26 protein-coding genes are annotated in these 25,738 nt (G+C 41.7%); 10 read left to right on the forward strand and 16 right to left on the reverse strand.

Translation table 11 applies throughout. The features are described 5' to 3' along the window. The first annotated feature begins 44 nt into the window (after positions 1 to 44). Positions 45 to 1,364, forward strand: a complete 1,320-nt coding sequence (locus ACSSTM_RS13885; protein WP_034660229.1) for a UDP-glucose dehydrogenase family protein — start codon at positions 45 to 47, stop codon at positions 1,362 to 1,364. A gap of 35 nt (positions 1,365 to 1,399) precedes the next feature. Here ACSSTM_RS13885 and ACSSTM_RS13890 read toward each other — a convergent pair whose 3' ends face one another. The 5 genes from ACSSTM_RS13890 to alsS form a co-directional block, all read right to left on the reverse strand. Then, positions 1,400 to 1,933 carry a chromate transporter gene (locus ACSSTM_RS13890; RefSeq protein WP_060597737.1) on the reverse strand — a complete coding sequence of 178 codons (534 nt, stop codon included), beginning with the start codon at positions 1,931 to 1,933 and terminating at the stop codon, positions 1,400 to 1,402. Next, complete coding sequence (locus tag ACSSTM_RS13895) at positions 1,933 to 2,523, reverse strand: chromate transporter (protein WP_034660228.1); 591 nt, start codon at positions 2,521 to 2,523, stop codon at positions 1,933 to 1,935. Before ACSSTM_RS13895 ends, ACSSTM_RS13890 begins: the two co-directional genes overlap by 1 nt. 7 nt (positions 2,524 to 2,530) lie before the next feature. Then, entirely contained in the window at positions 2,531 to 3,007 is a 477-nt protein-coding gene (locus tag ACSSTM_RS13900; RefSeq protein ID WP_106038264.1) for an Lrp/AsnC family transcriptional regulator, read from the reverse strand. Positions 3,008 to 3,160: 153 nt separating this feature from the next. Beyond that, on the reverse strand, positions 3,161 to 3,931 hold the full coding sequence (gene budA, locus ACSSTM_RS13905; RefSeq protein WP_034660225.1) for an acetolactate decarboxylase: 771 nt from the start codon (positions 3,929 to 3,931) through the stop codon (positions 3,161 to 3,163). Positions 3,932 to 3,966: 35 nt separating this feature from the next. Beyond that, a complete protein-coding gene (alsS, locus tag ACSSTM_RS13910; RefSeq protein WP_420734959.1) occupies positions 3,967 to 5,667 on the reverse strand; it encodes an acetolactate synthase AlsS in 1,701 nt (566 codons plus the stop codon). 150 nt (positions 5,668 to 5,817) lie between these two features. Here alsS and alsR point away from each other — a divergent pair, with 150 nt between their 5' ends. The 4 genes from alsR (at position 5,818) to ACSSTM_RS13930 (ending at position 8,909) form a co-directional block, all read left to right on the forward strand. Further along, positions 5,818 to 6,714, forward strand: a complete 897-nt coding sequence (gene alsR / locus ACSSTM_RS13915) for an acetoin biosynthesis transcriptional regulator AlsR (protein ID WP_106043167.1) — start codon at positions 5,818 to 5,820, stop codon at positions 6,712 to 6,714. A gap of 50 nt (positions 6,715 to 6,764) precedes the next feature. Further along, entirely contained in the window at positions 6,765 to 7,382 is a 618-nt protein-coding gene (locus tag ACSSTM_RS13920) for a flavin reductase family protein (protein ID WP_095285699.1), read from the forward strand. A gap of 421 nt (positions 7,383 to 7,803) precedes the next feature. Next, positions 7,804 to 8,226 (forward strand): hypothetical protein, encoded by a 423-nt coding sequence (locus ACSSTM_RS13925; protein ID WP_307500373.1) that lies wholly within the window; start codon positions 7,804 to 7,806, stop codon positions 8,224 to 8,226. Positions 8,227 to 8,288: 62 nt separating this feature from the next. Further along, positions 8,289 to 8,909 (forward strand): VanZ family protein, encoded by a 621-nt coding sequence (locus tag ACSSTM_RS13930; protein ID WP_307500372.1) that lies wholly within the window; start codon positions 8,289 to 8,291, stop codon positions 8,907 to 8,909. Between the two features lie 37 nt (positions 8,910 to 8,946). On the opposite strand, the gene rbsB is transcribed toward ACSSTM_RS13930, so the two are convergent. The 9 genes from rbsB to ACSSTM_RS13975 all read right to left on the reverse strand — a co-directional run bounded on the left by rbsB (position 8,947) and on the right by ACSSTM_RS13975 (position 18,406). After that, positions 8,947 to 9,864, reverse strand: coding sequence for a ribose ABC transporter substrate-binding protein RbsB (gene rbsB, locus ACSSTM_RS13935; protein ID WP_066031634.1), 918 nt, complete (start codon positions 9,862 to 9,864; stop codon positions 8,947 to 8,949). Positions 9,865 to 9,877: 13 nt separating this feature from the next. Further along, a complete protein-coding gene (rbsC, locus tag ACSSTM_RS13940) occupies positions 9,878 to 10,831 on the reverse strand; it encodes a ribose ABC transporter permease RbsC (protein WP_012011497.1) in 954 nt (317 codons plus the stop codon). Between the two features lies 1 nt (position 10,832). Then, positions 10,833 to 12,314, reverse strand: coding sequence for a sugar ABC transporter ATP-binding protein (locus ACSSTM_RS13945; RefSeq protein WP_187704197.1), 1,482 nt, complete (start codon positions 12,312 to 12,314; stop codon positions 10,833 to 10,835). Between the two features lie 15 nt (positions 12,315 to 12,329). Beyond that, on the reverse strand, positions 12,330 to 12,722 hold the full coding sequence (gene rbsD, locus ACSSTM_RS13950) for a D-ribose pyranase (protein ID WP_034660217.1): 393 nt from the start codon (positions 12,720 to 12,722) through the stop codon (positions 12,330 to 12,332). Next, complete coding sequence (rbsK, locus tag ACSSTM_RS13955; RefSeq protein ID WP_420734958.1) at positions 12,719 to 13,597, reverse strand: ribokinase; 879 nt, start codon at positions 13,595 to 13,597, stop codon at positions 12,719 to 12,721. The genes rbsD and rbsK overlap by 4 nt, the downstream gene beginning before the upstream one ends. Further along, the gene (locus ACSSTM_RS13960; RefSeq protein WP_034660215.1) at positions 13,594 to 14,580 is read right to left on the reverse strand and encodes a LacI family DNA-binding transcriptional regulator; all 987 of its coding nucleotides are present in this window, start codon (positions 14,578 to 14,580) and stop codon (positions 13,594 to 13,596) included. Before ACSSTM_RS13960 ends, rbsK begins: the two co-directional genes overlap by 4 nt. 125 nt (positions 14,581 to 14,705) lie before the next feature. Continuing rightward, positions 14,706 to 15,848: a Ger(x)C family spore germination protein gene (locus tag ACSSTM_RS13965; protein WP_106038260.1), complete on the reverse strand. Its 1,143-nt coding sequence runs from the start codon at positions 15,846 to 15,848 to the stop codon at positions 14,706 to 14,708. After that, positions 15,838 to 16,935: a GerAB/ArcD/ProY family transporter gene (locus ACSSTM_RS13970; RefSeq protein WP_034660213.1), complete on the reverse strand. Its 1,098-nt coding sequence runs from the start codon at positions 16,933 to 16,935 to the stop codon at positions 15,838 to 15,840. Before ACSSTM_RS13970 ends, ACSSTM_RS13965 begins: the two co-directional genes overlap by 11 nt. After that, the gene (locus ACSSTM_RS13975; protein WP_106038259.1) at positions 16,925 to 18,406 is read right to left on the reverse strand and encodes a spore germination protein; all 1,482 of its coding nucleotides are present in this window, start codon (positions 18,404 to 18,406) and stop codon (positions 16,925 to 16,927) included. The genes ACSSTM_RS13970 and ACSSTM_RS13975 overlap by 11 nt, the downstream gene beginning before the upstream one ends. A 747-nt stretch (positions 18,407 to 19,153) precedes the next feature. On the opposite strand from ACSSTM_RS13975, the gene pgsB reads away from it, so the two are divergent. The 5 genes from pgsB to ACSSTM_RS14000 all read left to right on the forward strand — a co-directional run bounded on the left by pgsB (position 19,154) and on the right by ACSSTM_RS14000 (position 23,482). Further along, positions 19,154 to 20,335 carry a poly-gamma-glutamate synthase PgsB gene (pgsB, locus tag ACSSTM_RS13980; protein ID WP_034660210.1) on the forward strand — a complete coding sequence of 394 codons (1,182 nt, stop codon included), beginning with the start codon at positions 19,154 to 19,156 and terminating at the stop codon, positions 20,333 to 20,335. Positions 20,336 to 20,350: 15 nt separating this feature from the next. Then, positions 20,351 to 20,800: a poly-gamma-glutamate biosynthesis protein PgsC gene (gene pgsC, locus ACSSTM_RS13985; protein ID WP_012011488.1), complete on the forward strand. Its 450-nt coding sequence runs from the start codon at positions 20,351 to 20,353 to the stop codon at positions 20,798 to 20,800. A gap of 18 nt (positions 20,801 to 20,818) precedes the next feature. Then, positions 20,819 to 21,985, forward strand: a complete 1,167-nt coding sequence (locus ACSSTM_RS13990; protein ID WP_034660209.1) for a CapA family protein — start codon at positions 20,819 to 20,821, stop codon at positions 21,983 to 21,985. Next, entirely contained in the window at positions 21,982 to 22,152 is a 171-nt protein-coding gene (locus ACSSTM_RS13995; protein WP_003213661.1) for a hypothetical protein, read from the forward strand. Before ACSSTM_RS13990 ends, ACSSTM_RS13995 begins: the two co-directional genes overlap by 4 nt. A gap of 106 nt (positions 22,153 to 22,258) precedes the next feature. Then, positions 22,259 to 23,482, forward strand: a complete 1,224-nt coding sequence (locus ACSSTM_RS14000; protein ID WP_095285704.1) for a C40 family peptidase — start codon at positions 22,259 to 22,261, stop codon at positions 23,480 to 23,482. 56 nt (positions 23,483 to 23,538) lie between these two features. Here ACSSTM_RS14000 and ACSSTM_RS14005 read toward each other — a convergent pair whose 3' ends face one another. Together ACSSTM_RS14005 and ACSSTM_RS14010 are read right to left on the reverse strand one after the other, a co-directional pair. Then, entirely contained in the window at positions 23,539 to 24,420 is an 882-nt protein-coding gene (locus tag ACSSTM_RS14005; RefSeq protein WP_420734957.1) for a Cof-type HAD-IIB family hydrolase, read from the reverse strand. Between the two features lie 256 nt (positions 24,421 to 24,676). After that, the gene (locus ACSSTM_RS14010; protein WP_034660205.1) at positions 24,677 to 25,642 is read right to left on the reverse strand and encodes an LCP family protein; all 966 of its coding nucleotides are present in this window, start codon (positions 25,640 to 25,642) and stop codon (positions 24,677 to 24,679) included. Positions 25,643 to 25,738 lie beyond the last annotated feature (96 nt).

A 25,738-nucleotide genomic window follows, 5' to 3' on the forward strand; every position in this document is an offset into this window, starting at 1 on the left:
CGATGTCATTACAAGCATAAGGCGTATGGGGAGCTGATGGTGTCATGAATATTGCAATTGCAGGCTGTGGATATGTGGGGCTGGTCACAGGTGTGTGTTTAGCGGAGGCAGGGCACAATGTGGCGTGTATTGATATTGACCGGAAAAAGGTCATGCAGCTGAAACAAGGACATCCACCAATGTATGAGCCAGGATTAAAAGAACTGCTGAAACGCAATCTTGAGCAAGGACGAATTCAATTTTACATAAATGGAGCGGCAGCCTACCCGCGGGCTGATGTGTTAATGATTGCGGTCGGCACCCCGCAGCAGGCAGACGGCCAAGCTGATTTACAGTATGTGTTTCAGGCTGCAAAGGAGATGGGCACAAAAGCGAAATCAGGTGCGATTCTTGTGGTGAAAAGTACGGTGCCTGTCGGAACGGGTGATCAAATCGAACAGATGATACATCAAGAATTAGGACGGAATGAGCCGTTATCTATTGCATCTAACCCAGAATTTTTACGGGAAGGCTCTGCCATTTCAGATACTTTGAGGGCAGATCGGCTTGTCATTGGGGCTGAAACAAAAGCCGTATTAGACCAGCTAGAGGAGATGTATGCTGATTTCCACCTGCCAGTGGTCAAAACAGACCGAAAAAGTGCCGAAATGATCAAGTATGCATCAAATGCTTTTCTTGCGACTAAAATCAGCTTTATGAATGAGATTGCTTCCATTTGTGAAAAAACAGGTGCTGATGTTGAATGGGTTGCGCGGGGAATGGGGCTCGATCAGCGGATCGGTTCTTCGTTTCTCAAGGCGGGAATTGGCTACGGAGGTTCTTGTTTTCCAAAAGATACAAATGCACTTGTCCAAATCGCAGGACATGTGTCCCACGATTTTGAACTGCTAAAGGCTGTGATTAAAGTAAACAATGAGCAGCGAGCCGGTTTTATCCAAAGTATTCAGGAGAGACTGGGGGCAAATCTTGAAGGGAAGCGAATTGCACTTCTTGGCCTTGCCTTTAAACCGAATACAGACGATATGAGGGAGGCGCCGTCGGTTCCGATTGCTCATGCACTCCATCAATTAGGTGCGGAGCTTGTAGCTTATGATCCTGTTGCCGCACGCCATGCCCCTCGTGAACTGCCGGATCAAGTCTTGTTTGCTCAAACGATTGAAGAAGCGATAAAGGATGTCCATGCAGTTTGTATATTAACAGAGTGGACGGAGATTCAGACGTTTCCGCTCACGTCCTACAAGGAATGGATGAGACAGCCGCTTATTTTTGATGGGCGAAACTGTCACACGCTTGAAGCGGCAGAACAAGCAGGGGTCGAGTATCATTCGATTGGGCGCAGACCAATTTCTCCAATTTATATGTAAAAGAAAACCGATAACAGGTCATGTTATCGGTTTTTTTAATGCGGCAGAATGAATCCGCCATATAAAAAGGCAGCCACAATGAGAAAGGCGGGGTGCATTTTGAATTTGGTCATAAAGAAAAAGGAGATCGCGGCAATGGCGAATGATTGCGTCCAGCCGATGGCTTTCACTGCATCTCCGCCGATTTCCCATGTTAATAAAAGCATCATCATCGCAATGACGGGCTGTACGGATAAGGTCATGCCTTTTACGACAGGGGATTGGCGAAAGCGGTCAATCAGCTTGAGCAATAAAATCAATCCAATGGCTGATGGCAGTACAGTTGCAAGCAATGCCACGATAAAGCCCGGCCAGCCCATGACGTCATAGCCGACATATGCCGCGATCTTCGTAGCAATTGGTCCTGGCAGTGCATTGGCTAATGCAAGCATATTGGAGAACCCTTCGTTCGTCATCCAATGAAAATGATTGACGATTTCTTCATAATTGAGCGGGATGGATGCAGGTCCTCCGCCATATCCTAATAGATTGGACAAGAAGAATGCCCAGAATAAAAAGAGAATCAGCATCATGAAGACACTCCTTTCTCTTTATTTGTTCGATTCCAGCGTTGTTTCAGTTTGAAATGAAAGGCGCCATAGAATAAAAAGATGATGACAATGATTCCTGGATGAATGGACAGCACCTGCAGTCCGATAAAGGCAAGAAGGAATAGAGCGATACCGAAGATCGTTCCGAAGCCTTTCAGCGTTTTTTGTCCAAACTCATATGCCATGATGCCTAGCAGAACGGCAATAACTGGTGTTACGGCGCCAATCATATTTTGAATGATTTGTGAGGAGCTTAAGACGCTGACAAGTGTGACGAGTGCCACCATGGCGAGACATGTTGGTAAAATATGAGCAGCTGTTGCGACAATTGCGCCGGATACGCCCTTCAATTGATAGCCGAGATATGCCGACATTTTGGTTGCGATCGGACCTGGTAATGCATTGGCAATGGCGAGTGTTTCTCCAAACTCGTCATCATTGATCCAGTGATATTTCACCACCGCCTCATGGCGAATGAGCGGTATGACGGAAGGACCTCCGCCAAAACCGAGAATACCGGTTCGCACCATAGCGATGATGAGTTCGATATATGATTGCAAGTGCTTCAACTCCTGTCTACAATTTCATGCCCATTCGGCTTTTGTATCGTTTAATGAGCATTTGGCAGTCCACACTCACGACGCCTCCTAGCGGGTATAGCTTTTTTGTCAGGAATGCCTCCATTTCCTGTTCATTTTGAAAAATGCCATGCATATGCAGCTTGCTTGGCCCTGTCATGTGATAAAGGCTTGTGACAGCTGTTTCCTGCTCAAGCTGAAGGGCTACTGCTTCTAAAAATTTCGGTTCCACTTCTACATTAAAGAAGACAGAGACGTGAATGCCGATCTTAGCAGGGTTAATCACAGTGGTGAATCGTTCAATGACGCCTGTTTCAATCAGCTGCTGAATGCGGGCTTGCACAGCTACACGTGAAAGACCGACTTGTTTCCCGAGATCTGTATAGGACATACGCCCGTCCTCGTGTAATAGAGATAAAATTTGTTTATCCCTTTCATCTAATGTTAGGTTCGGAATGCTATAGTCGTTTGACACCGTATAACCACCTTTCTTCTGTTGGTATTTTATCATATTTCATTACGAATAGAATGAATGAATTTCAATTTACTAGCGAAATGAAATATCATGGAGTGATAAATAATCTTTTTGCATAAAAAGACACCCCGGAATCAACGGGGTGTCTTCATTTTATTGATCTGGGCTGCTTTCCGCACTGGCAATTTGTTGTGCAAGGTCAGCTCGATCAATGTCTGCTTGGAAGAATTCCTGCGTATTTGGCAAGTGTAAATTCATATGACGTTTTTGAGAAATGCGGATGGTCACTTGATCAACGGTGTAATCAAATACGTGTCCGCCGACACTCCGATCGTCATCAATGAAATGAAGATGATATCCACTCACCGCAATACCATGTGCGTATTGCGGTGTACGGAAACCAGCGATCGTTCCTTGAATATCCTCGAAATCGAAGATGGGCTGTGACTTGACTGCTTCCACCATCGGAACGTAAGGTTTTTTCTGTTTTTCGACCGTACGTGTTTGAACCTTTTTGAATGATCCATCAATGCGGATCGCATAAAAAACATTCTTACTAGGTAAAATGCGGTCAATTTCTTCTTCTAGCTCTTTGGACGTCATGGCTGCATCAATTCGATGAACGATATCTGTTTCAAAGAATGCTAGAGAGCAGAATGGTGAATAGTCTTGATCGGTAACCGGTGTCGCTGTTCCATCCGAGCGCAGTCGATAAAATGCGCCGTCAAAGCCGATCAGCTCTCCATCTAATTGATTGAATGTACCAATGCCGAAATCACCGTGCTTGGGAATATGTGCAAGGGAGAAATCTCCATCATATACGGCTTCCAGCAAAGAGGTCATCGTCGATACTTGATAAACCTCTTGCTGTTTGTCATGTTGTCTTGTGTCGTTCTGTTGATTCATTGGGTGCATCATACCCATATCCGCTCACTCCTTTGATGTAATGTATGGACATCTTATCTGACGTTCAATGTGTGTTTTTCACGAAAGACTTCTGGCCATTTTTGACTGGCGAGGTCTGGGTTGTCTTGATAGTCAATCGGAATATCAATAATAACGGGTCCTTCTATGTTTATACCCTTTTGAAGGACAGTTGAAAGCTCTTCAGGTGAGTTAACCCGTAATCCAGTCGCTCCAAAGCTTTCCGCATATTTCACTAAGTCGATCTGTCCGAATTCAACGCAGGATGTGCGGTCATATTTCATTTTCTGCTGAAACGCCACCATGTCGTATGTGCTGTCATTCCAAACAAGGTGAACGAGATTTGTTTTCATGCGGACGGCTGTTTCAAGCTCCATTGCAGAGAAGAGAAAACCGCCATCACCTGAGACCGAAATGATCTTTTCATCTGGATTCAGTATGGAAGCCGCAATTGCCCATGGTAAGGCGACGCCTAATGTTTGCATTCCGTTGCTCACCAGGAATGTGTTCGGCTCATAGACGCGGAAGTGACGCGACATCCAAATCGCGTGAGATCCGATATCACACGTGACCTTCGTGTCATCAGGAATCAGGCGTCTTAATGTATGAATGACATTCAGCGGGTGAGATAGATGACTGTCTCTTTCTGGTGCTTTTTCAATGTCGCTTAACAGCTCCTGTAATTCAGTGACTAAATCAATTTGTTCTTTGCATAGAGAAAGTGGAACACTGTCATGGGCTAGATGTTTAACGGTTTCAGCTATATTGCCTACAAGCTCAAGCGCTGGCTCATAAAAATGATCAATATCTGCCTGCATGTCATCCACATGGATGATCTGGCGCTGCTGCGGCTGAATATTCCAATGCTTCGGATCATATTCGATTGGATCAAAGCCGATGGTCAAAAGGACATCTGCTTGTTCAATGAGTAGATCCCCCGGCTGATTCCGGAATAAGCCGATTCTGCCTACATATTGAGACTCAAGCTCTCTTGAGAGAACGCCGGCTCCTTGGTACGTTTCGACAAATGGAATCCCAAGTGTTTTCAATAATGTTCTAGTGGCGTTTGCAGCAGCTGGACGACTTGCTTTCATTCCCACAATCGCAACAGGTAAGTGTGCATTTTGAATTTTGGCGATGGCCGAACTGATGAGAGCATCCGGTGCAGGACCTAGTTCTGGAGAAGGGTGAGCAGACACTGGTGTTTGTGTGGTGTGTTCTGTCACGACATCTTGTGGAAAGCTGATAAATGCTGCTCCAGCCTGCCCCTTTTGTGCCGCGCGAAAAGCATTTGTTAAGGCTTCAGGTATATTATGAACGTCTTGTACTTCAACACTGTATTTTGTGACTGGTTTGAATAATGCCGCATTGTCGAGTGATTGATGTGTTCGTTTCAGCCGATCCGCACGAATGACGTTTCCAGCGATTGCGACAACAGGGTCACCTTCTGTATTGGCTGTTAATAGACCTGTTGCTAAATTAGATGCGCCAGGACCTGATGTGACAAGACAAACACCTGGTTTGCCGGTTAAGCGGCCGACAGCGGCTGCCATAAAGGCTGCATTTTGTTCGTGTCTGCATAGGACAAGTTCTGGACCTCTGTCTTTTAATACATCAAATACGGCATCAATTTTTGCACCTGGAATCGCAAAAACATGGGTCACACCTTGAGCAATCAGCGTATCGACAATCAATTCTGCTCCTCGTCTTGTTAGGGGTTGTGCTTGAGAATTCATTTACCCCGCACTCCTTTCGGCAAGTAAAATTTTTTATGAAAATATATTTTCATGATATGATTTACTATACATTTCAAAAAGAAAATTTTCCAATATATGTTTAACGCGGTTTTAATATGTTTCACGAATAAGTGTGCGAGGAGTGAAAGGATGGAACTGAGACATTTGCAGTATTTTGTCACAGTAGCGGAGGAGCTGCATTTTGGCAGAGCAGCCGCACGGTTGAATATGACACAGCCTCCACTTAGTCAGCAAATTAAGCAGTTTGAAGAAGAATTGGGGTTTCCTTTGTTTCACCGGTCGAAGCGAGTGGTGGAGTTAACAGCTGCTGGAAAGGTCTTTTTACATGAGGTGCGTGGTGTGCTGCATCAGCTTGATAAAGCCGTTGATCATGCCCGGCATACAGCAAGAGGAGAGCTGGGGAAAATCATCATAGGGTTTGTTGGAACAGCGACGTATGATATTCTGCCGCCAGTTGTACGCGAATTCAGAGCGCTGTATCCCTCTGTCAGTATTGAGCTGAAGCAGCTTTCTGTTCCGCAGCAGCTAGGGGCGCTTTTAAATGGGGAGATTGATATCGGTTTTTTACATCCTACATCTCCGCATGAAGAACTTGTCAGCCGTTTGATGAAGCAAAGTGAATGTATTTTTGCGATTCCGAAAAATCATCCGCTGGCGAAAAAAGAGGCGGTCACGATCGAAGATATCCGTCATGAACCGATCATTTCTTTATCAAAGGAATCATGGCCGTCCCTTTATCAACACTTTGTCCTGCTATGTGAAAAGTACGGATTTTCTCCGAATATTGTGCAGGAAGCAGCGGAATATCAAATGGTTATTGGCCTTGTCACAGCTGGTATCGGTATTGCGGTCATTCCAAAATCAGCCCGGCGTTTATTTAATCTAGATGTTGTGTATCGGTCCATTGAAGGTGAACAGCTTCTGGCGGAATGGACGATTTCCTATAGACGAGAGAATCATAATCCTGCTTTATTTCATCTTGTCCACCATATCCTGCATCGCACCGAGCCGGAATCAGAGGCATAGAAAAAGGGGTATGGTATGATGTCGTTACACTAAAAGGAGGCGTGTCTGAATTGATTACGTTGCAAATGGATCAGCTGTCACGAAAAGAAGCATATAAATTATTATCTGGCTCTATAGTTCCAAGACCGATTGCGTTTATGACAAGTCTGTCTAAAGACGATGTTGTCAATGCCGCACCATTTAGTTTCTTTAATGTCATCAGCGGACATCCGCCGCTCATCGCAGTTTCCATCGGACGGCGTCAAGGAGAGATGAAAGATACAGCAAAACATATCATCGACAGGGAAGAATTTGTTGTCCATGTGAGTGATGAAGCGATGATTGAAGATATTAATGAAACAGCTGCTACTTTGCCAGAGGAAGAGAGTGAGCTGAATCGCACCGGTCTTCATCAAGTGAAGAGCAGTGTGGTCTCAGTGCCGGGAATCAAGGAAGCACGCATTCGCTTTGAATGTCAGCTGGAAAAACATCTGACCTTTCAAAATGATGAAGGGGAGATCACAGTCGATCATATCATTGGCCGGGTTGTGTGTGCGCATTTAGATGAGGCTGTTTATGATGCGGAAAAAGGATATGTTTCTTCTCATGAATTGAAGCCAATCGCACGTTTAGCGGGAAATGATTATGCCCATTTAGGGACGTCATTTGTGCTGAAAAGACCAGAATAATAGGAAAAACCCCCGAGGGAAATCGGGGGTTTTATGTTTTATTTCCAATAAATATCAGATAGGCAATTGAAGTACATAATTAGAGTCTAGTCCTGTGAAAATAAAGGAAGTTATTATCTGAACACTTAAGCAACTTTAGAAAAGTTCAATGAAGATACATTGAAAATATTTACAGTAACAAATGCAGGATATAAAAGGCACAATTGATTGTTAAAGGTCTTAAAAACACCGACTAATAAATTTTATACCTGTCATCCTATTGACCAACAAATATTCAATATTCCCAGGTTTACTAATTTAGATTATATATACTTTAAAAGATAATAATGTTAATTAAGGGTTTTTTTTAATATGCACATATGGTATTATAAATTCTAGTATTGATAGTAAACAAAATTTTATAGAAAAGGTGTTGGAAAAGTTGAAAAAATCAAGTGTATTTTCAGTAGTGATGTTAGTATTATTTTCTTTTGTAATGGTTGTCCCGACATTTGCTAAAACTAATTCATATAGTTTTACGATGGAAAAGAGAGCTGTGAATGGATCTGATTTAGGGAAATATTATACTTTAAGTAAAGGATCAGCTAAAATTTCAGGAAGTCAATGGCAATCTAAAAAATTACCAAATGCAAAGGGACCTAATTTAGTATATTATGAACTAAGAAACAAGACTACAGGAAACAGTTTTGGTACAGTTACTTCTAGGCCTAATGCGAATGGAAGTAGCAATAACGTCTCCGGTACATTTAAAGGTCTTGGTGGAGGAAATAAATACTATTTGTTTGTATATAAAATAGAAATAGACGGAAGGCATTTAAAAGGTTCTGGGAAAGTATACAATTAATAAAACAGAAGAGAATTTATTTATAAATTCTCTTCTGTTTTGTTTACTAGGAGAGCTACTTTATGATTATATTTTTTGAAGGCTGGATACTCTATAGTTTTTTATTTATATATATGGTTTTTGCAGTCTTACTCAAACTTAAGTATAAAAAAAGTTATACATATTTATTGTTCTTTTCGACTATGACTTTCTATGTATATCATGTTATAAATTTAACTCAATTCCCAATTACTATAGATGATACTCAAAGAGAAAACTTTCAAGAAGTATTCGGTGGAAAAAATAATGTTTTAGTAGAAATGAATTTAATTCCTTTTAGTGAAGGTTTTAGTTTAGCCAATTTTTATAATGTATTCATGACAATACCTTTAGGCTTTGGGTTACCATTTTTAATTAAGGCAACATTTAAAAAGATATTTTCAGTAGGTTTGTTAGTTGGCATACTATTTGAAAGTTTTCAATTGATTGTTGGGTTGTATGCGGGTTATTCCTTTAGAGTGGTAGATATTGATGATATAATTTATAATCTTTTAGGTACATTAATTGGATATGTATTCGTGTTTAAACTATTTATAATGTTTTTCAAACTAATATTGAGTAAATTTGAAATAGATTTTAATCCAATTATTAGTCATATTTATGATGCAGGCCAGCCATTAAAAAATAAAGTTGCAGATAAATAAACACAAATCCCCCCGAGAGCTATCGGGGGTTTTGTGTTTATTTTTTCTGTTCTAGTTTCAGTGGAGCTGCGATGTTCTTTTCTACTTTTTTCCCTTTTAGGACGTCGTTTGCAGCGCCGACTGCCATTTTTCCGATCAGCTCTGGCTGCTGGGCGACTGTGGCAGATAGTTTTCCTGCTTTGATCGAGTTGAGTGCATCTTCGTTTCCGTCAAAGCCAACGACGAGAATGTCTTTTCCAGAGCTTTGAATCGCCTCTAGAGCGCCAAGTGCCATTTCATCATTATGGGCAAAAACGGCTTTGATGTCAGGGTTTCCTTGAAGGAGGTTTTCCATGACATTCAGTCCTTTTGTCCGGTCGAAGTCAGCCGCTTGTTTGGCTGTCACTTTTAGATCTTTATCCGCTATTTGATGGAATCCTTTTCCGCGCTCACGTGTAGCCGAAGCGCCTGGTACACCTTCTAGTTCAGCGACTTTTGCTCCTTTACCGACCTTGTCGATGATAAAGTTAGCTGCCATTTCGCCGCCTTTGACGTTATCTGAGGCGACCAGTGCTTCTACCTTACCGCTTTCTGCTGAACGGTCTAATGTGATGACAGGAATATCTGAAGCATTCGCTGATTCGACAGCGGTTGAGATAGCAGATGAATCCGCTGGGTTGATGAGTAATGCGTCGACTCCTTGCTGAATTAAATCTTCTACGTCACTGGTTTGTTTAGCTGAATCATTTTGTGCATCTGCAATGACCACTTCGATGCCGAGCTTTTTCGCTTCTTTCGTCACACCATTTTTGAGAGAAACGAAAAATGGATTATTTAAGGTCGAGATCGAGAGCCCGATTTTGATGTCTTTTTTCTTTCCATCTTTTGTTGATTTGGCCCACTCTGGCGGTTCTAGCGAGCAGGCAGAAAGCATGAATAATGAGAGAGTCAGAATGAGAATGAGATATTTTTTCATAGCAGCTGCCTCCTTAAGCAGATTTCTTTCTGTCTAGTAGGACTGCAATCAAGATGACAATCCCTTTCACAACAGATTGATAGAATGATGATACACCAAGTAAGTTCATACCATTGTTCAAGACACCGATGATGAGCACCCCGATCAGTGTGCCGACAATTCGCCCTCTTCCGCCAGACAGGCTTGTCCCGCCAAGTACAACAGCAGCAATCGCATCAAGCTCATAGGATGTGCCAGCTGTTGGCTGAGCTGAGTTTAGGCGAGAGGTCAAAATGGCACCCGCTAAAGCAGACATGAAACCTGCCAATGAATAGATCATAATTTTTACGCGTGGTACTTTGATTCCTGAAATAAGCGCAGCTTTTTCATTTCCGCCGATGGCATACGTTCTTCTGCCGAAAGGTGTTTTATGAAGAAGCACCCAAAGTACGATAAAGGTGAGAAGCATCGTGATTGCTGGAACAGGAATGCCTAAGAAATACCCGCGGCCGAATAACTGAAAGGCATAGTTAGAACCGAGTCCTGTAATCGGGTTTCCGTCTGTATAAACAAGTGTTAATCCTCTGAAAATGGTCATCGTGGCAAGTGTTGCGATAAAAGGAGCCATTTTTCCTTTTGTGATTAAAAGACCGTTGACCATCCCAAGAATAGCGCCGATGATACTGCCAACGATAATAGCTAAAATCGGGTCCATACCAGACACGATAAATCCGGCAGTCAGCGCACTAGAAAGTGCTAAAATGGCACCGACAGACAAATCAATTCCTCCGGTTAAAATAACAAACGTCATTCCAAAGGCAATGAGGGCATTAATGGAGATTTGTCTCAGTAAGTTTAAGATGTTTAATGGCTCTAAAAAGGCTGGGTTTAAAATAGAAACAATGGCGACAAGGATGATGAGTCCTAAGAATGGCCCAAGCTTTTGCATGATGTTGTCAAATCGTCCATTTGAAGTAAGTGGTTTCATGTTACTTCCCTCCTGTAGCTAGTGTCATAATTCGTTCTTGTGTTGCGTCTGCTTTATTTAATTCTCCGCTGATGGTTCCTTCATGAATGACAAGCACTCGATCGCTCATCCCTAGAATTTCTGGGAGCTCAGAGGAGACCATTAAAATGGCAACACCTCGATCAGTCAGTTCATTCATTAACTGGTAGATTTCTCGTTTCGCTCCGACATCGACACCTCTTGTCGGTTCATCTAAAATTAAGACCTTCGGCTGGATGCCGATCCATTTGGCGATGACGACTTTTTGCTGATTTCCACCAGAGAGATTTCGAGCAGAGATTTCAGAGGAAGCCGTTTTAATCGTCAGTCTTTTGATGAGCAGGTCGACAAAATCCTGTTCGTTTTTCTTATCAATCAGTCCTTTTGGAGAGAAGCTTTCTAAGTTTGGCAGACCAATGTTTTCTCGGATGGATGCATCCAGCATGAGTCCTTCATCTTTGCGATCCTCTGTGATAAAGCCGATGCCGAGCTTGACGGCATCACTTGGTTTTTTAATGACAGCCTTTTTCCCATGGACCCAGATTTCACCTTGATCAAGAGGATCAAGACCAAACAGCGACCGCATCATTTCGGTTCTGCCAGCGCCCATTAAGCCTGCAACACCGACGATTTCTCCAGCTTTGACTGAGAAACTGATATCATGAAATTGTCCTTTTCTTGTCGCTTGCTTCACCTCAAGGACAATATCTCCTAGAGAAGGCGATCTCTCAGGGTATCGATCTGTTAATTCGCGGCCGACCATTTTTTTGACGACCTCATGGAAATTCGTTTCAGGTATGGCTTTCGTATCGACTGTTTTCCCATCGCGCATGATGGTAATCCGGTCACAGATCGCAAAGATTTCCTCCATACGGTGAGAAATATAGACAATGGATACGCCTTCTTTTTTGAGAGATTCAATGACCTGAAAGAGCTTTTCAATCTCACGGTCTGTTAAAGCTGCTGTTGGCTCATCCATGATGATCACCTTCGCATCAGTCATTAATGCCTTTGCAATCTCAATCATCTGTTTTTGTCCAACAGAGCAGCTGCCTGCCTCTTGATCAAGCGAGAGGTTCACAGACAATCGGTCCAGCTGGCTTTGGGCAAGAACCTTCATTTTCTTTGTGTCTAGCAATCCAAACTTCGTATAGATTTCTTTCCCGATGAATAGGTTTTCCAAGACGGTCATATCCGGCCATATGTTGAGCTCCTGATGAATAAAGGCGATGCCGTGTTGTTCCGCTTCCTTCGGATTTTTGAAAGCGGTTTCTTTTCCATCGATTTGAATCGTTCCTTGATCTAATGAATAAAGACCTGTGAGCAGGTTCATTAAAGTTGATTTTCCTGCGCCATTTTCGCCCATGAGCGCGTGGACCTCACCTGTGACGAGGTCAAAGGAGACCCCGGAAAGAACGTTGTTTTTTCCAAAGGCCTTATGGATGTTATGCATCTCAATGTTCATATCTGGCTCCTCCTTTTAAAAGATGACACCGGCATGAAGAATGCAGTTTGCGTATGGGGTGGCTTCACCCGTGCGAATGACTGCTTTTGCCTGTTTGGTCATGTTTTTGAACGTCTCGTGGTCTACATCATGTAATGGCTGTGAGAACGCTCTCTTTAGAAATAGATGATCTCGCTCATTGGCTTCTTTGATTTCACTAGCCACAGTAATGTGTTCAACCGCCATTTCCTGAAGAAGGAGGGAGGTGACCTCCTGAAAGGACGGTGTGCCGATTGATAACGCCAGGTCGATTTTGACTGGACCTTCTGGAATAGGAAGACCGCAGTCTGCGATGACGATTGTATCTGTATGACCAAGGTCAGCAAGTACCTTGGCGATATGACTGTTTAAGATGCCGTTTTTTTTCATTTCTTTTTCTCCAGTTCTTCTCTTGTTGGCATGCCGCCTTGTGCACCGAACTTTGTGACAGACATTGATGCTGCAAGGTTGGCATAGGCAAGTGCGTCATAGAGAGATTTGCCCTCTGTTAAGGCTACAGCCAAGGCTCCGTTAAAGGTATCGCCTGCTCCTGTTGTATCAACTGCTTCAACAGGAAAGCCTGGAACTAGCACTTCTTTCAATCCGTCAAAAAATCGAACCCCATTTTTCCCTTCTGTGATGAGTAATTTGTTAGGGTATTGACGCAAGGCGTCTTCAATTGGGAGTCCATCAAACATGAGAACAGCTTCGTGCTCATTCGGTGTAATATAGGCAGCCTGGTCTAAAACCTGCTGCGATACTTTGCGGGCAGGTGCAGGGTTTAAAATCACAGGGATTTCTTTGTCGCTGCAAATGGCGCAGACAGCTTCGACTGTTTCTTCAGGTATTTCCTGCTGAATGAGAACTATCCCAATATCATCTATTGTAGAAAGTGCCTCTCTAACATAGTCAGGAGTGACCTCGTCATTTGCCCCTTTGACCACGACAATGCTGTTATCACCTTCTGCTAAAATGATATGAGCGGTGCCGCTTTCCATTTCGGTAACCGGTTTCATATATGAGGTGCGGACCCCTTGATCTTGTAGATTGCTGACAATATCCTGACCATAAGCGTCATCACCGACCCGGCCGACCAAGTATACATCTGCACCGAGTCTGGCACTTGCGACTGCTTGATTGGCGCCTTTTCCGCCTGGGACGGTTTTAAATGATTCGCCTAAAACTGTTTCACCGGCATTTGGCCGTTTATCCGATGTGACGACTAAATCCATAGAACAGCTTCCTACTACGACAATATGACTCATTGTGAATCCACCTTTCTTGTGGTCTCTCGTTCAATAAAAGAGACGGGCATTTGGATAACTGGTTGATCTATAGGTTGTTTCTGAATCGCTTTGATTAACAGCTGTGCCGCTTCTTTCCCCATCTCATAGGCAGGCTGCCTAATCGTAGATAAGGAAGGGAAGAGCAGCTCGCTTTGCGGAATATCATCAAACCCAATGATTTGAACATCATCTGGAATGGCTTTTCCGATCCGAAGCGCTTCGTGTATGACCGCTGTTGCGACGATGTCATTGCTGGCAATGATGCCATCTGTTTCAGGGTACAGCTGGAAAAGAGCCTTGGCGCTCTTGCGGGCTTCTTGAAAGGAAAATGAAGCATTAGACATCACATGAAAGTCGACTCCTTTTTCCGTCAGTACATCGAGTGCGCCCTTGAATCGCTGCCTCGCTGTTTGAAGGTGGGCAGGTCCTTTTAGCAGTGTGATCTGCCGGCTGCCGCGTCTGATTAATTCCATTGCGGCCATTTTCCCGCCAGCTGCAGCATCTGCAAACACAGAAGGTGCATGTGGAACGGTTCGATCTAAGAACACAACCGGTAATTCTTCATCATTGTATATATCTGATTCAGGTTCGTTTGTGACAGCGATGACACCGACCACTTGATTTTGTTTAAAGGTTTGTAAATAGGCCATTTCCTTCTCTCGATCTTCATCACTGTTTCCGAATAATAACCGAAAACCATGCGCATGAATTTCGTCCTCAACGCCTCTAGCGAGCTGAGGGAAGAAGGGATTCGTAATATCAGGTAAAATCAAACCGATTAAGCGTGATTCTCTTTTGAAAAGGGATCTAGCCACTTCATTGGGAAAGTAGTTCAGCTCCTGCATCGCTTGTGTCACGCGGGTTTTCGTATCTGTATGGACATATCCAGTATCGTTAAGCACGCGTGAAACAGTGGCAACAGACACTTGTGCAGCTTTTGCAACATCTTTAATTGTAGCCAATGGAGTGCCTCCCTTCGTGAATGTGTAACCGTTTACACAGATAGATTATCATGAAAGCATTAAAATGACAATCTTAAAAAAATAAAAAAATAAAAAAATAAAAGAAAGATGCTATCTTCCTTTTATTAACTAGTAATCCCTGTTTCTGTAATGTTCACTTTGATTTTTGGGATGATTTTTACATTTGGATAATCAGTTTTCCAATTCATTTTTACATATTCATCATAATTTTTAACGCGATACTTTCTTCCAAGACTTAACACGTCGGAGTTTGATTTCTGCAAAACAGAGATTACTTTTTCTGCTTCCTTTGTGAAAATAGCTGATAATCGTTTGTTTAGTTCATCGATCTTTTTCGTACTATCTAAATTGTCTTTCGGATATTCAACGACAGCTGTTTTGAATTCGAAATCTAGCCCAATTGTCACGTTTCGATGATCAGAATTGAGAATGCGAATATCTCGTTTTAAGTCGGTGACTTGGATGGTAATATAGTTATTTCCCTTCAACTCCATATCATTTCTGATCTTTTTAGTGAAATTTGCATATTTCCCGATTTTATTATTCATGAGATTGAGAAGCATGGCATCTTGACCATAAAGCTCACCAGTTTTTTTCTCATTATCGAATAAAGCCACACCTGCTACTTTGATTAGTTGTTTAGACTGATCAAATACAATTAAAGGCAGGGTAAAGTCTTCTCCTGTTTGGAGCATCTTTGAGCGTATGCTTTGAATATTTCCAGCGGTCACTTGTGAACCTTTTGATGCAGTTGTAATGAGATTGTTTAAATAGTCACTGACAATGAGCTGTTCTTTTAGTAATTTGTTGATCACATCAATACTTGAACCGCCTTTCACAACGGCTAAATTGGCAAGCAAAGGACTTTTCGGATCGCGATAGAACATGTCTAAGTAGGGAAGAAGTTGATTTTGAGAGAATTCATCACCGATCAGTAAAATCCTCATTTTTGACATATCAATCTTTTGGTCAACCATTCGGCCGAAGTCTGTTCCCGCTTTACGTAAAGTTGGAGCATTGGTTGTCAGTACAGTGGTTGAATAAGTACTTGAACTTCCTTGCTGCATACTTTGAGACTGTTGTACTTTTCGGTAGGTAATCGATACTTTTGCGTTATCATCTTCCCCTTGATCAATGGCGGAAGTAAGGACAAGGGAGATGTTTTTTAATAGGTTTTGATCCCAGCAGCCAGGCATCATGGTGAGAGACACGCACATGAGGAGAGTCAGGACATATTTATGACGCATGTGATTTCACCTTCTTTTTACGTTGTTTGATAAAGATAATGATCGCCATGAATGCTGGAAGTGTGTAAATGAACGAATACTGAGCAATCGTTGTAAAATCATTGAAACGCTGAATGCGAAAGTTATCGACTGCCAAAAAACAGCTAGACGCATATATCAGAATGGCGAAACAATAAACATATTTTTTGTGATCCTTTTTCTTCAGTAAACTGGAAATGCCATTTGCACAAAAGTACAGATAGTTACTCAATGTGGCAAGAATTATAAACACCCAGAAGCTAAGAAAAATTAAATCTGTCCGCTCAATGATACCGAAGGAAATGGTTTTTAATAAGTAAAGAACAGGGTTGGGAATCACATCAAGCTCAATTGGACTAAAAAACATAAAACAAATCAATGTAATAAATAGGTAGTAAAGCGTCGTGCATATATTTGAAATGGTCATGATTTTATACCGTTCCTTAATAGTGCCTTTCATAAAGGGAGAAAGAATAAGGATCATCTCAAATCCATTCATCGATAGGACGACGTCCTTCAGCCCAAGCTGAAACTGAGAAATGTCTGTTTGAAAAAAAGGCATCAGATAATCGATATTGGTCCCTTTTAATGAATAGAACATCAGCAAGGAAAGCAAAAGGAGAAGGGGAGTTAAGATAAAGTTAAACCTGACAATAGCTGTAATTTGCTCCTTCGCAATATAAACAATGGAAGTAATGAGTAATAGATTGATGACCCAGTTTGGCGTCAGCGGCAGAACCCACATACCAATAATTCTGGTGAAAATGGATAAAACGACAATACAGACGGAGGCAAAATACAGTATATACAGTGCAATCAGTAATTTCCCAATCCATTGACCAAATACATCAATTAATGCTTGGAAGAATGATGTTTCTGGATATTTATGAATGATGTAAATGAAAATGGTATTGATGATTTGGATAAAAAAACAGGCGACAATGATCGCCATCCAGCCATCGTGTCCCATGTCTTTCATCAAAAAGTGGGGGAGCGATAAAATACCGACACCAATTTGAGATTGAATGAGAAAAAAGACAGCTTGAGGTGGAGATATTTTATTTTTCATTTTTCTTTTTCCATCCTCTCAAATGTTCAATTTGCTTTTTCTTTTGCGGATTTAAATAAACAGGGCGATTTTTGTACATCCACATTGGGAGGCGAATTACAGTATCTTTTAAATCCTGCCAGTTAAATGGAGCAACAGGTGATAAGTATGGCACCCCTAGTGATTCAAGGCGGCATAAATTCATGAGAATGATGGATAATCCAAATGAAATGCCAATAAAACCAAACATTGATGCCATGAACATGAGCGGGAAACGCAGCATCCTAATCGTGGCCGTCATTTCAAATGACGGAAGTACAAATGAAGCGACAGCGGTCACAGCGACTACAATGACAAGAACATTTGAGATGAGTCCTGCTTGTACAACAGCATCCCCAATGACCAAACCACCTACGATACCAATGGTTTGACCAATTGGTCTAGGCAGACGCACCCCTGCCTCACGAATGAGTTCAATGGTAATTTCCATCAGCATCGCTTCAATCAATGGAGGAAAGGGAATTCCAATAATAGAGTTCTTCATCGTAATAGCTAGTTCATCTGGGACAACCTCATAATGAAACCCAATAACAGCAATATAAAAAGATGGCAATATGACTGCGATGATACAGGCAAGATATCGAAGCATACGGATAAACGTTGCTGGTATCCAGCGGCTATTATAATCATCTGGTGATTGAAAGAAGCTAAAGAAGGTGACAGGAAGAATGATGGCCATCGGACTGCCATCCATCATCACCACAATTCGCCCTTCAAGGATTGCAGATCTCACCTTATCAGGGCGCTCTGTATCAATAAGCTGCGGGAAAATAGAAAATGAATCATCCTCAATCGCCTCAACAATAGAGCCAGGACTTAGCAGCGTGTCTACTTTAATAGAAGAAATCCGTTTGTTTACCTCTTCTACCTTTTCTTGATTAGCGATATCAGATATATAAACAGTCGCAAGCTTTGTTTTTGATTTTGTACCGATCTTATGATACTGAATGGCGAGCTTTCGATCATTTAAATGCGAACGCAGTAAGTAGATGTTGGTATCAAGACTTTCAACAAATCCGTCATGTGCTCCAGCAATAATACTTTCAGATGAAGGTTCAGAAATAGAGCGCAGCGGCGGCTGACCGACAGAAAACAATTTGATCTGTGAGGAATTTTCATCAAGAAACGCAATGCTTCCAGCAATAATACTGTCAGTGATCAGCGTCAAGTCACCTGTTTCGAGTGTGCTGAGAGATTTCGTATATTCCTGCTTTCCAGGAGGACCTAACAAGTTGCCGATAATGAAATCATTTAGTTTGCCTTCATCTACTCTTGTTTTAATAAAAAACAGGACAGATTTCGTTTCATTCACCATTAACTCTCGGTATTCAAAATCCCCGCTTTGCTGAAATGTCTTTTTCAGAATCCGGATTTTTTCCTCGAAGCTGCCTGATAAAAAATGCAAGCGTGTTTGCTCATTGGAGTTTGGCATCTTTAGCCTCCTCTCACAGTTTTTTTAACCATAGTGTAAGCGGAGAAGCTGATTTTATTCGTCATCTTTGGGGAAAGCATGACATGAATTGACAACTTTCAACTAAAATCATATTAAAAATGTTAAGAAATGATGAATCTTGATAAAAACAAATGAATAATGTTTCATTGTTTAGGTCATAAGGAGCGAATATCGTAAAAAGCAGGTATTTCGAAATGATCAATAGTTTACATCTTATCCCAATTTTTTGTGACCCATAAATAAGCATATGACTTGATTTTTTTAGAGGTGACCTTTGTCATAGGTCAACGCGTAGCATTCTGACCGATGAGAATGACTTTCTAACCTGTTCCTTCAAAAATCGAAAACATTCCAAAACACGCACTATTCATTTAAAGCGCTGATATGACTGATGTTATAGAGTTTAAAGGGCTATAAAACATTGATTCAAAATACATCTTAATAATTGTCAAAAAATTTAGGGAGAAAAGGACAAAAGATTTTCCGATGCTTGATGGTAACGCTTTCTCTTGATTGAAGCCGAAATTCATACCGATTTTTGTCCGCCTTTTGGCCTTTTCATTTAAAGAAGAGCTAGGCAAATCCGCCTTCTGATTAGAGGAATTTGGCATACGAGGAAGTGAAAGATTATGTTACATAATACCGATTGTGATTTTATGCTGAACCTATATACTGTTGATTGAATTTACATATCACACTCATAAAAAAAGGAGATGTAGATAAGCGATGTGGTTAATCGTTATAGCCTGTGTCATCATGTTAGGGATTGGCTTTATTGAAAAGAAGCGTCACCAGAAAAATATCGATGCCTTGCCGGTGCGCGTCAATATTAATGGTATTCGCGGAAAGTCTACCGTTACAAGATTGACAACCGGTATCTTAATGGAGGCAGGTTATAAAACTGTCGGCAAAACAACGGGAACAGATGCAAGAATGATTTATTGGGATACGCCAGAGGAGAAACCGATTAAAAGGAAACCGCAAGGACCGAATATCGGTGAGCAGAAGGAAGTTATGAGAGAAACCGTTGAAAGAGGAGCAAATGCCATCGTCAGTGAATGTATGGCAGTAAATCCAGATTACCAAATTATCTTTCAGGAAGAGCTGCTTCAAGCGAATATTGGCGTGATCGTAAACGTTCTTGAAGATCATATGGACGTAATGGGGCCGACACTTGATGAAATAGCAGAAGCCTTTACAGCGACAATTCCTTACAATGGACACTTGGTTATTACGGATAGTGAATATACGGAATTCTTTAAAGAGATTGCGAAAAAACGCAACACAGAAGTCATTGTTGCAGATAATTCCAAGATTTCTGATGAGTATTTACGGAAATTTGAGTACATGGTCTTCCCAGATAATGCCTCACTTGCACTTGGTGTTGCACAGGCATTAGGAATTGATGAAGATACGGCATTCAGAGGAATGTTAAATGCGCCACCTGATCCAGGAGCGATGAGAATTCTTCCATTAATGGACGCGAAAACACCTGGACACTTTGTAAATGGTTTTGCGGCAAATGACGCATCATCTACATTGAACATTTGGAAGCGTGTGAAAGAGATTGGATATCCAACAGATGAACCGATTATTATCATGAACTGCCGTGCGGATCGTGTAGATAGAACGATCCAGTTTGCGGAGGATGTACTTCCTTATATTGAAGCAAGTGATCTTGTCTTGATTGGTGAAACAACAGATCCAATTGTGAAGGCATATGAGGATGGGAAAATTCCGGCTGACCACTTACACAACCTTGAATATCAATCTACAGAAGAAATTATGAATATGCTTGAGAAAAAGCTTCATAATCGAGTGGTTTATGGAGTCGGCAATATTCATGGTGCCGCTGAACCGTTAATCGAAAAAATTCAAGAATACAAAATTAAGCAGCTTGTCAGCTAGGAGGAAATATAGAAAATGTTCGGATCAGATCTTTATATCTCGTTAATTTTAGGTGTTCTACTTAGTTTAATCTTTGCAGAAAAAACAGGAATCGTACCAGCTGGACTTGTTGTCCCAGGTTATCTGGCGCTTGTATTTAACCAGCCAGTCTTTATTTTAGTTGTCTTATCTGTCAGCTTGCTTACGTATGTCATCGTTCGCTTTGGTCTATCGAAATTTATGATTTTATACGGACGCAGAAAGTTTGCTGCGATGCTAATTACAGGGATCGCCTTAAAGCTTGTATTTGATTTCTTCTATCCAGTGGTTCCATTTGAAATAGCAGAATTCCGCGGAATCGGTATTATCGTTCCTGGATTGATTGCAAATACGATTCAAAAGCAAGGTCTTACGATTACCCTTGGAAGCACGTTACTTCTAAGTGGTGCAACATTTGCCATCATGTATGTTTACTATCTATTTTAAGATAAGGTGTGTCCAATGATGAATAAAAAATTGAGCTTTCAGGAAAAGCTGCTGAAAATCACAAAGAACCAAAAGAAAAAGACGAATAAACACGTACTGATTGCTTTACCGATTGTCATTGCTTGTACATTTCTATTTACGTTTATCGGGAAAGCACAAGTGCCAACTGTACAAAAGAATCCAGAAAACATCCTGACCGCTTCGTTTGTCGGTGACATTATGTTCGGAAGAAACGTAGAGAAAGTAACAGACCGTTATGGAAAACAGCATCTCTTTCGTTACGCCAAGCCATATTTTGATGTGTCAGATTATGTGACTGGTAACTTTGAGCATCCAGTCGCATCAGATAAAGAACAAGCGGCACAAAAGAATATTCATTTGAAAACAGACGAAGATTCTGTCAAAGCATTGAAGGATTTGAATTTCTCTGTATTAAACTTTGCGAATAACCATGCGGCAGACTATGGTGAAAAAGGGCTGAACAACACGATTGATGCCTTTGAACATGCTGGCATGGATTATACAGGCGCAGGCCGTAACCTTCAGGATGCGAAGCAGAACATTTCGTACAAAGAAGTAAATGGTGTCAAAATCGCTACACTTGGTTTTACTGATGTGTATGGGAAAGATTTTAAAGCAACGAATCGCCAGGCGGGTATCTTGCCAGCCGATCCATCTATCTTTATTCCGATGATCTCGCAGGCTGCTGAAAAGGCAGATATCGTCGTTGTTCATGCTCACTGGGGACAGGAGTACAACAATGAGGTAAACGATAGACAAAGAGAATTGGCAAGAGCGATGTCAAAAGCTGGTGCTGATATCATTATCGGTGCTCATCCGCACGTTCTTGAGCCAATGGAAGTCTATAACGGTACGGCGATCTTCTATAGCTTAGGGAACTTTATTTTTGACCAAGGCTGGTCAAGAACACGTGATTCTGCACTTGTTCAGTATCATCTGAATGAAGATGGAAAAGCGACATTTGAAGTTGTCCCAATGTACATCAAGGAAGCAACACCTGCTCCGGTTAAAGCAGGATCTTTTGAATCAAAATCCATTATCCGTATGCTGACAAATGGTACGAATGCGGATTGGAAAGAAAAAGACGGACACATTTTCTTTGAAGTAGATCACGCTGATAAAGTTAAACACTTAAAAGAAAACGGAGGGAAAGAGAAGAAATGAAATTCCTAAAAGCAAGCTGGCCGTTTGTTGCGTTAATTTTAGTCTTTGTCTTTATGTCTGCTTTTAAATTTAGTGACAGCCTCACAGATCATGAAAAACAAAAGATCTCGGTTGAAATGCAGAAAATCGAACAGCAAAAGCAGTCAAAAACGGAAGCAAGTAAATAATTTTAAAGAGCATAGAGGGCGCGCATTGCGTGCTCTTTTTTGTCGAAAAAAGGTGTAAAATGAAAGGTGTCATGCCGAAACTATAGAAGAAAGGAGGGGAAAGATCATGAAATGGAAAGAAATATTGATTGGTGGGTGTGCGCTCGTAGGGCTGATGTTCATGTCTCAATCAGAAGTATCTGCTCAAACAGCGTCTCCTTTGGAGCAAGCGGAAAAGCTGATCGGAACACCTTATCATAAAGGAGGAACCGATCCAAAAACGGGCTTTGACGCATCTGGATTGATTCAATATGTGTACAAGACATCAGGAGCATTTGATTTGCCGCGGAAGGTGATCGACCAGTATCAGATTGGGGAAAAGGTATCATGGGACAAAGCGCAGCCCGGTGACCTTGTATATTTCCGCAGCCTTGAAGAAACAAAGGATATCCCGACACATGTGGCGTTGTACGCTGGTAACGATCAGATCATCCACATCACGCTCAGTCAAGGTGTGGTGAAAACAGATGTCAGCAAAAGCAAATACTGGACAGACCGATTTTATGCAGTCAAACGACTGCCCGGTACACCGGAAATCTCTGATGACCGTCTTGTGAAAGATGCGATGAAATATTTAGGTATTCCTTATGTATTTGGTGCAGCAGACCCTAAGGTTGGCTTTGATTGTTCAGGCTTTTTACAATATTTATTTGAAAAATCACTAGGGATTTATTTACCTCGAAGTGCTGAACAGCAGTGGATGGTTGGAGAAAAAGTGGCATTAGCGGATATACGTCCAGGGGATTTTGTCTTTTTTAGCAACACATATAAGCGAGGTATTTCTCATGTAGGGATGTATATTGGGGGCGATCGTTTTATTCATGCGAGCCGTTCGGAAAGTGTCACGATTTCTTATTTGTCTGAATCGTATTGGCGCGAGAAATGGACAGGTGCGAAACGATTAACGGACCTGAAATTATCAAAAGAAGATCCGGTTGTATCAAAAGCGGCAACGTATATTGGGGAAGTCCCTTATGTCAAAGGCGGGACGAATCCAGAAGAGGGATTTGACACAGCAGGGTTCACACAATACGTGTATCGAGAAGTGCTTGGTATTGATCTGCCTCGCTATGCGTCAGGTCAAGTCAAGACAGGTACGCCTGTGAAACGTTCGGAGCTGAAGCCAGGAGATCTCGTTTTCTTTAGTGGAACGTCATTGGTGCCGGCGATTTATGCAGGGTCAAATCAAGTCATTCATGTGACCGTCTCAAATGGTGTCGTGCTTACGAATATGAAAACAAGTACGTACTGGAAGGATAAGTATGAGACGGCTGTTAGAATCAAAAAATAAAGAAAAAGCCCGATCCACGCTCGTATCGGACTTCTAGACTTCTCTCTAGGCGCTGATCAGACTAGCGTCTTTTTTTCGTGTAATTGATTTTGTAAAAGCAGATCAATAAAGTAAGCAACACCGTCTTCATGATTGCCTTTTGTGATGTAGGTGCTCTTTTCTTTAATAACATCTACGGCATTTCCCATTGCAATGCGGTGGCTTGCTTCCTCAAACATGGATAGATCGTTGGGGCTGTCGCCAATCGCATAAATATGTGAGCGGTCTACGCCATAATGAGCTGCGAGCTTTTTGAGAGCATGTCCTTTCCCAGACTCTTTTGGCAGTACCTCAATGATATGTTTTCCAGAAGAGGTCAATGAAAGCTCAGGCATTTCCGCTAGAAGATTTCGTGCTTCCTGTAGTTTGTTCATATCAAATGAGAAGCAGAGTAATTTATAGGTCGCTTCATTCGACTCAAAAATCTGGCGAATATCATCTACTGGTTTGATGCCAAATTGTTTGAATTGAGTCATCGCTCCTTCCCATAAATCAGCTACATCCTCATTTGGGTTCGCACTTTTGATGACATCAAATTCTGCTTTCAGCTTCTCTTTTCCATCAAAAGGAGAGAGGAGCGCATCGTCCGTATAGACCTCAAAGTAAATGTTTCGTTCTACTAATGCCTTAGCCGCTTGTTTTCCTGCTTCTTGGTCAAGTGTGATACGGCTGAAAAGTTCGTATCCTTCGGTATGAACGGTTCCGCCGTTTGCTGCAATAATGGGGATGTCCAAATCGCCAAGCAGTTCCTTTACATCAAAAGTCGCCCGCCCTGTACAGATGGTGACAATATATCCCGCTTCCTTCGCACGAATCAATGCCTCCCGGTTTTGAACAGATATTTCACTTTTTGTATTTAAAAGTGTACCGTCTAAATCAATCGCAATCATTTTTTTCATCGCTGTCAAATCCTCCTTCATGCATGCAATAGCCTTTTTAAAGTATGTACGATTTCCTTCATTCTCATGAGCAATGGGATGCTTGTTCCTCTCTATCAAGGCTAAACAAAAATGATCGAATGATCAAGGGAATAAGCCAAAGGGTTAAAATCTACATCATCGTCTACACGCTGAAAAGAAGACAAAGAGCTAAAATAAAAACCATTTTAGCCCTTTGTCAACAAACAGAAAGCGCCCCCTTAGGGACGCTTTCTGTTTATGATAATTCAAGCTGTTTCTTCAATTCAGTCTTCACTTCGTTTAGCTGGTTTTGATCCAATTGGTAATAATAAACCCCGTTTGGCTGGTAATCAGAGCCTTTAAGCTGAATGGTATCGACCGATTTCAATGACGTCAGAAGCGGGAAAAGCCCGACTAGCTCTTTCATTGAAAGATTGGTTGAGACATTCTCACCAAGTGTATCAATGATATTGTCATATGATGGAATAGATGTTAACGATTTTGATTTATCAAAAATGGCTTTTAATACTTCCATTTGACGCTGCCCGCGCATTAAATCACTATCTGCTTTTCTTGTTCTCACATATGCGAGAGCTTGATCACCGTCTAGTGTATGAGTTCCTGTTTGAAGCTGTACCTTGCCCTTTGTATCTTTTAGAACCTGTTTGACCACATATTCATCCTTGACGTTAATAGAGACTCCGTTTAGTTCATTGACGATCTCTTTAAATGCTTTGAAATTACTTTGGATCACAAAATCAACCGGAATATCTAGTAAATCTTCGACTGTACTCAAGGTTAAATCTGCACCGCCAAATGCGTGTGCATGTGTAATTTTGTCATAGCCATGCCCTGGAATATTCACATATGAGTCCCTTGGAATGCTTAATAATTTCACGGTTTTATTTGTACGATTGACTGTTGCTAAGACCATTGCGTCGCTTCGTGCCTGTTTCACTGTTTCGCCCGGTCTGCTGTCAATGCCAAGCAGCAAGACAGAAAAGCTGTCTTTCCCAGGATCGAATGCTTCAATCCTTTTGACAGATTGAGCGCCGCGATCTAAAGATACTTGCGCTTTTTTGGCAGCGCTTGTCACTTTATAGTAGGCATAGCCTGTGACAGAAGCGGTTGTCAGTAAAAGAATACCGACTATAAATAGAGTGACTTTCACCCATGGCTTTAAACGCTTTTTTCCTTTGCGTTTGCTTCTTGATTGATCCATATATTTTAAACCCTCGCTATGATTTTTATAGTAAAGATGTCCTTCTTTTTGCTTACAAACTAAAACAAATATACCTTAAAACGGGATATAGTGCGA

The sequence above is a fragment of the Bacillus sp. RK1064 genome (assembly GCF_051488405.1).
Lineage (GTDB): Bacteria > Bacillota > Bacilli > Bacillales > Bacillaceae > Bacillus.

Bases quoted from the DNA above. Each gene is read 5' to 3' on its own strand.
- ACSSTM_RS13885 (WP_034660229.1), top strand. From the start codon at position 45: ATGAATATTGCAATTGCAGGCTGTGGATATGTGGGGCTGGTCACAGGT.
- ACSSTM_RS13890 (WP_060597737.1), bottom strand. From the start codon at position 1,933: ATGCTGATTCTCTTTTTATTCTGGGCATTCTTCTTGTCCAATCTATTA.
- budA (WP_034660225.1), bottom strand. From the start codon at position 3,931: ATGGGTATGATGCACCCAATGAATCAACAGAACGACACAAGACAACAT.
- alsS (WP_420734959.1), bottom strand. From the start codon at position 5,667: ATGAATTCTCAAGCACAACCCCTAACAAGACGAGGAGCAGAATTGATT.
- alsR (WP_106043167.1), top strand. From the start codon at position 5,818: ATGGAACTGAGACATTTGCAGTATTTTGTCACAGTAGCGGAGGAGCTG.
- ACSSTM_RS13930 (WP_307500372.1), top strand. From the start codon at position 8,289: ATGATTATATTTTTTGAAGGCTGGATACTCTATAGTTTTTTATTTATA.
- rbsB (WP_066031634.1), bottom strand. From the start codon at position 9,864: ATGAAAAAATATCTCATTCTCATTCTGACTCTCTCATTATTCATGCTT.
- rbsC (WP_012011497.1), bottom strand. From the start codon at position 10,831: ATGAAACCACTTACTTCAAATGGACGATTTGACAACATCATGCAAAAG.
- ACSSTM_RS13945 (WP_187704197.1), bottom strand. From the start codon at position 12,314: ATGAACATTGAGATGCATAACATCCATAAGGCCTTTGGAAAAAACAAC.
- rbsD (WP_034660217.1), bottom strand. From the start codon at position 12,722: ATGAAAAAAAACGGCATCTTAAACAGTCATATCGCCAAGGTACTTGCT.
- rbsK (WP_420734958.1), bottom strand. From the start codon at position 13,597: ATGAGTCATATTGTCGTAGTAGGAAGCTGTTCTATGGATTTAGTCGTC.
- ACSSTM_RS13965 (WP_106038260.1), bottom strand. From the start codon at position 15,848: ATGCGTCATAAATATGTCCTGACTCTCCTCATGTGCGTGTCTCTCACC.
- ACSSTM_RS13970 (WP_034660213.1), bottom strand. From the start codon at position 16,935: ATGAAAAATAAAATATCTCCACCTCAAGCTGTCTTTTTTCTCATTCAA.
- ACSSTM_RS13975 (WP_106038259.1), bottom strand. From the start codon at position 18,406: ATGCCAAACTCCAATGAGCAAACACGCTTGCATTTTTTATCAGGCAGC.
- pgsB (WP_034660210.1), top strand. From the start codon at position 19,154: ATGTGGTTAATCGTTATAGCCTGTGTCATCATGTTAGGGATTGGCTTT.
- pgsC (WP_012011488.1), top strand. From the start codon at position 20,351: ATGTTCGGATCAGATCTTTATATCTCGTTAATTTTAGGTGTTCTACTT.
- ACSSTM_RS13990 (WP_034660209.1), top strand. From the start codon at position 20,819: ATGAATAAAAAATTGAGCTTTCAGGAAAAGCTGCTGAAAATCACAAAG.
- ACSSTM_RS13995 (WP_003213661.1), top strand. From the start codon at position 21,982: ATGAAATTCCTAAAAGCAAGCTGGCCGTTTGTTGCGTTAATTTTAGTC.
- ACSSTM_RS14000 (WP_095285704.1), top strand. From the start codon at position 22,259: ATGAAATGGAAAGAAATATTGATTGGTGGGTGTGCGCTCGTAGGGCTG.
- ACSSTM_RS14005 (WP_420734957.1), bottom strand. From the start codon at position 24,420: ATGAAAAAAATGATTGCGATTGATTTAGACGGTACACTTTTAAATACA.
- ACSSTM_RS14010 (WP_034660205.1), bottom strand. From the start codon at position 25,642: ATGGATCAATCAAGAAGCAAACGCAAAGGAAAAAAGCGTTTAAAGCCA.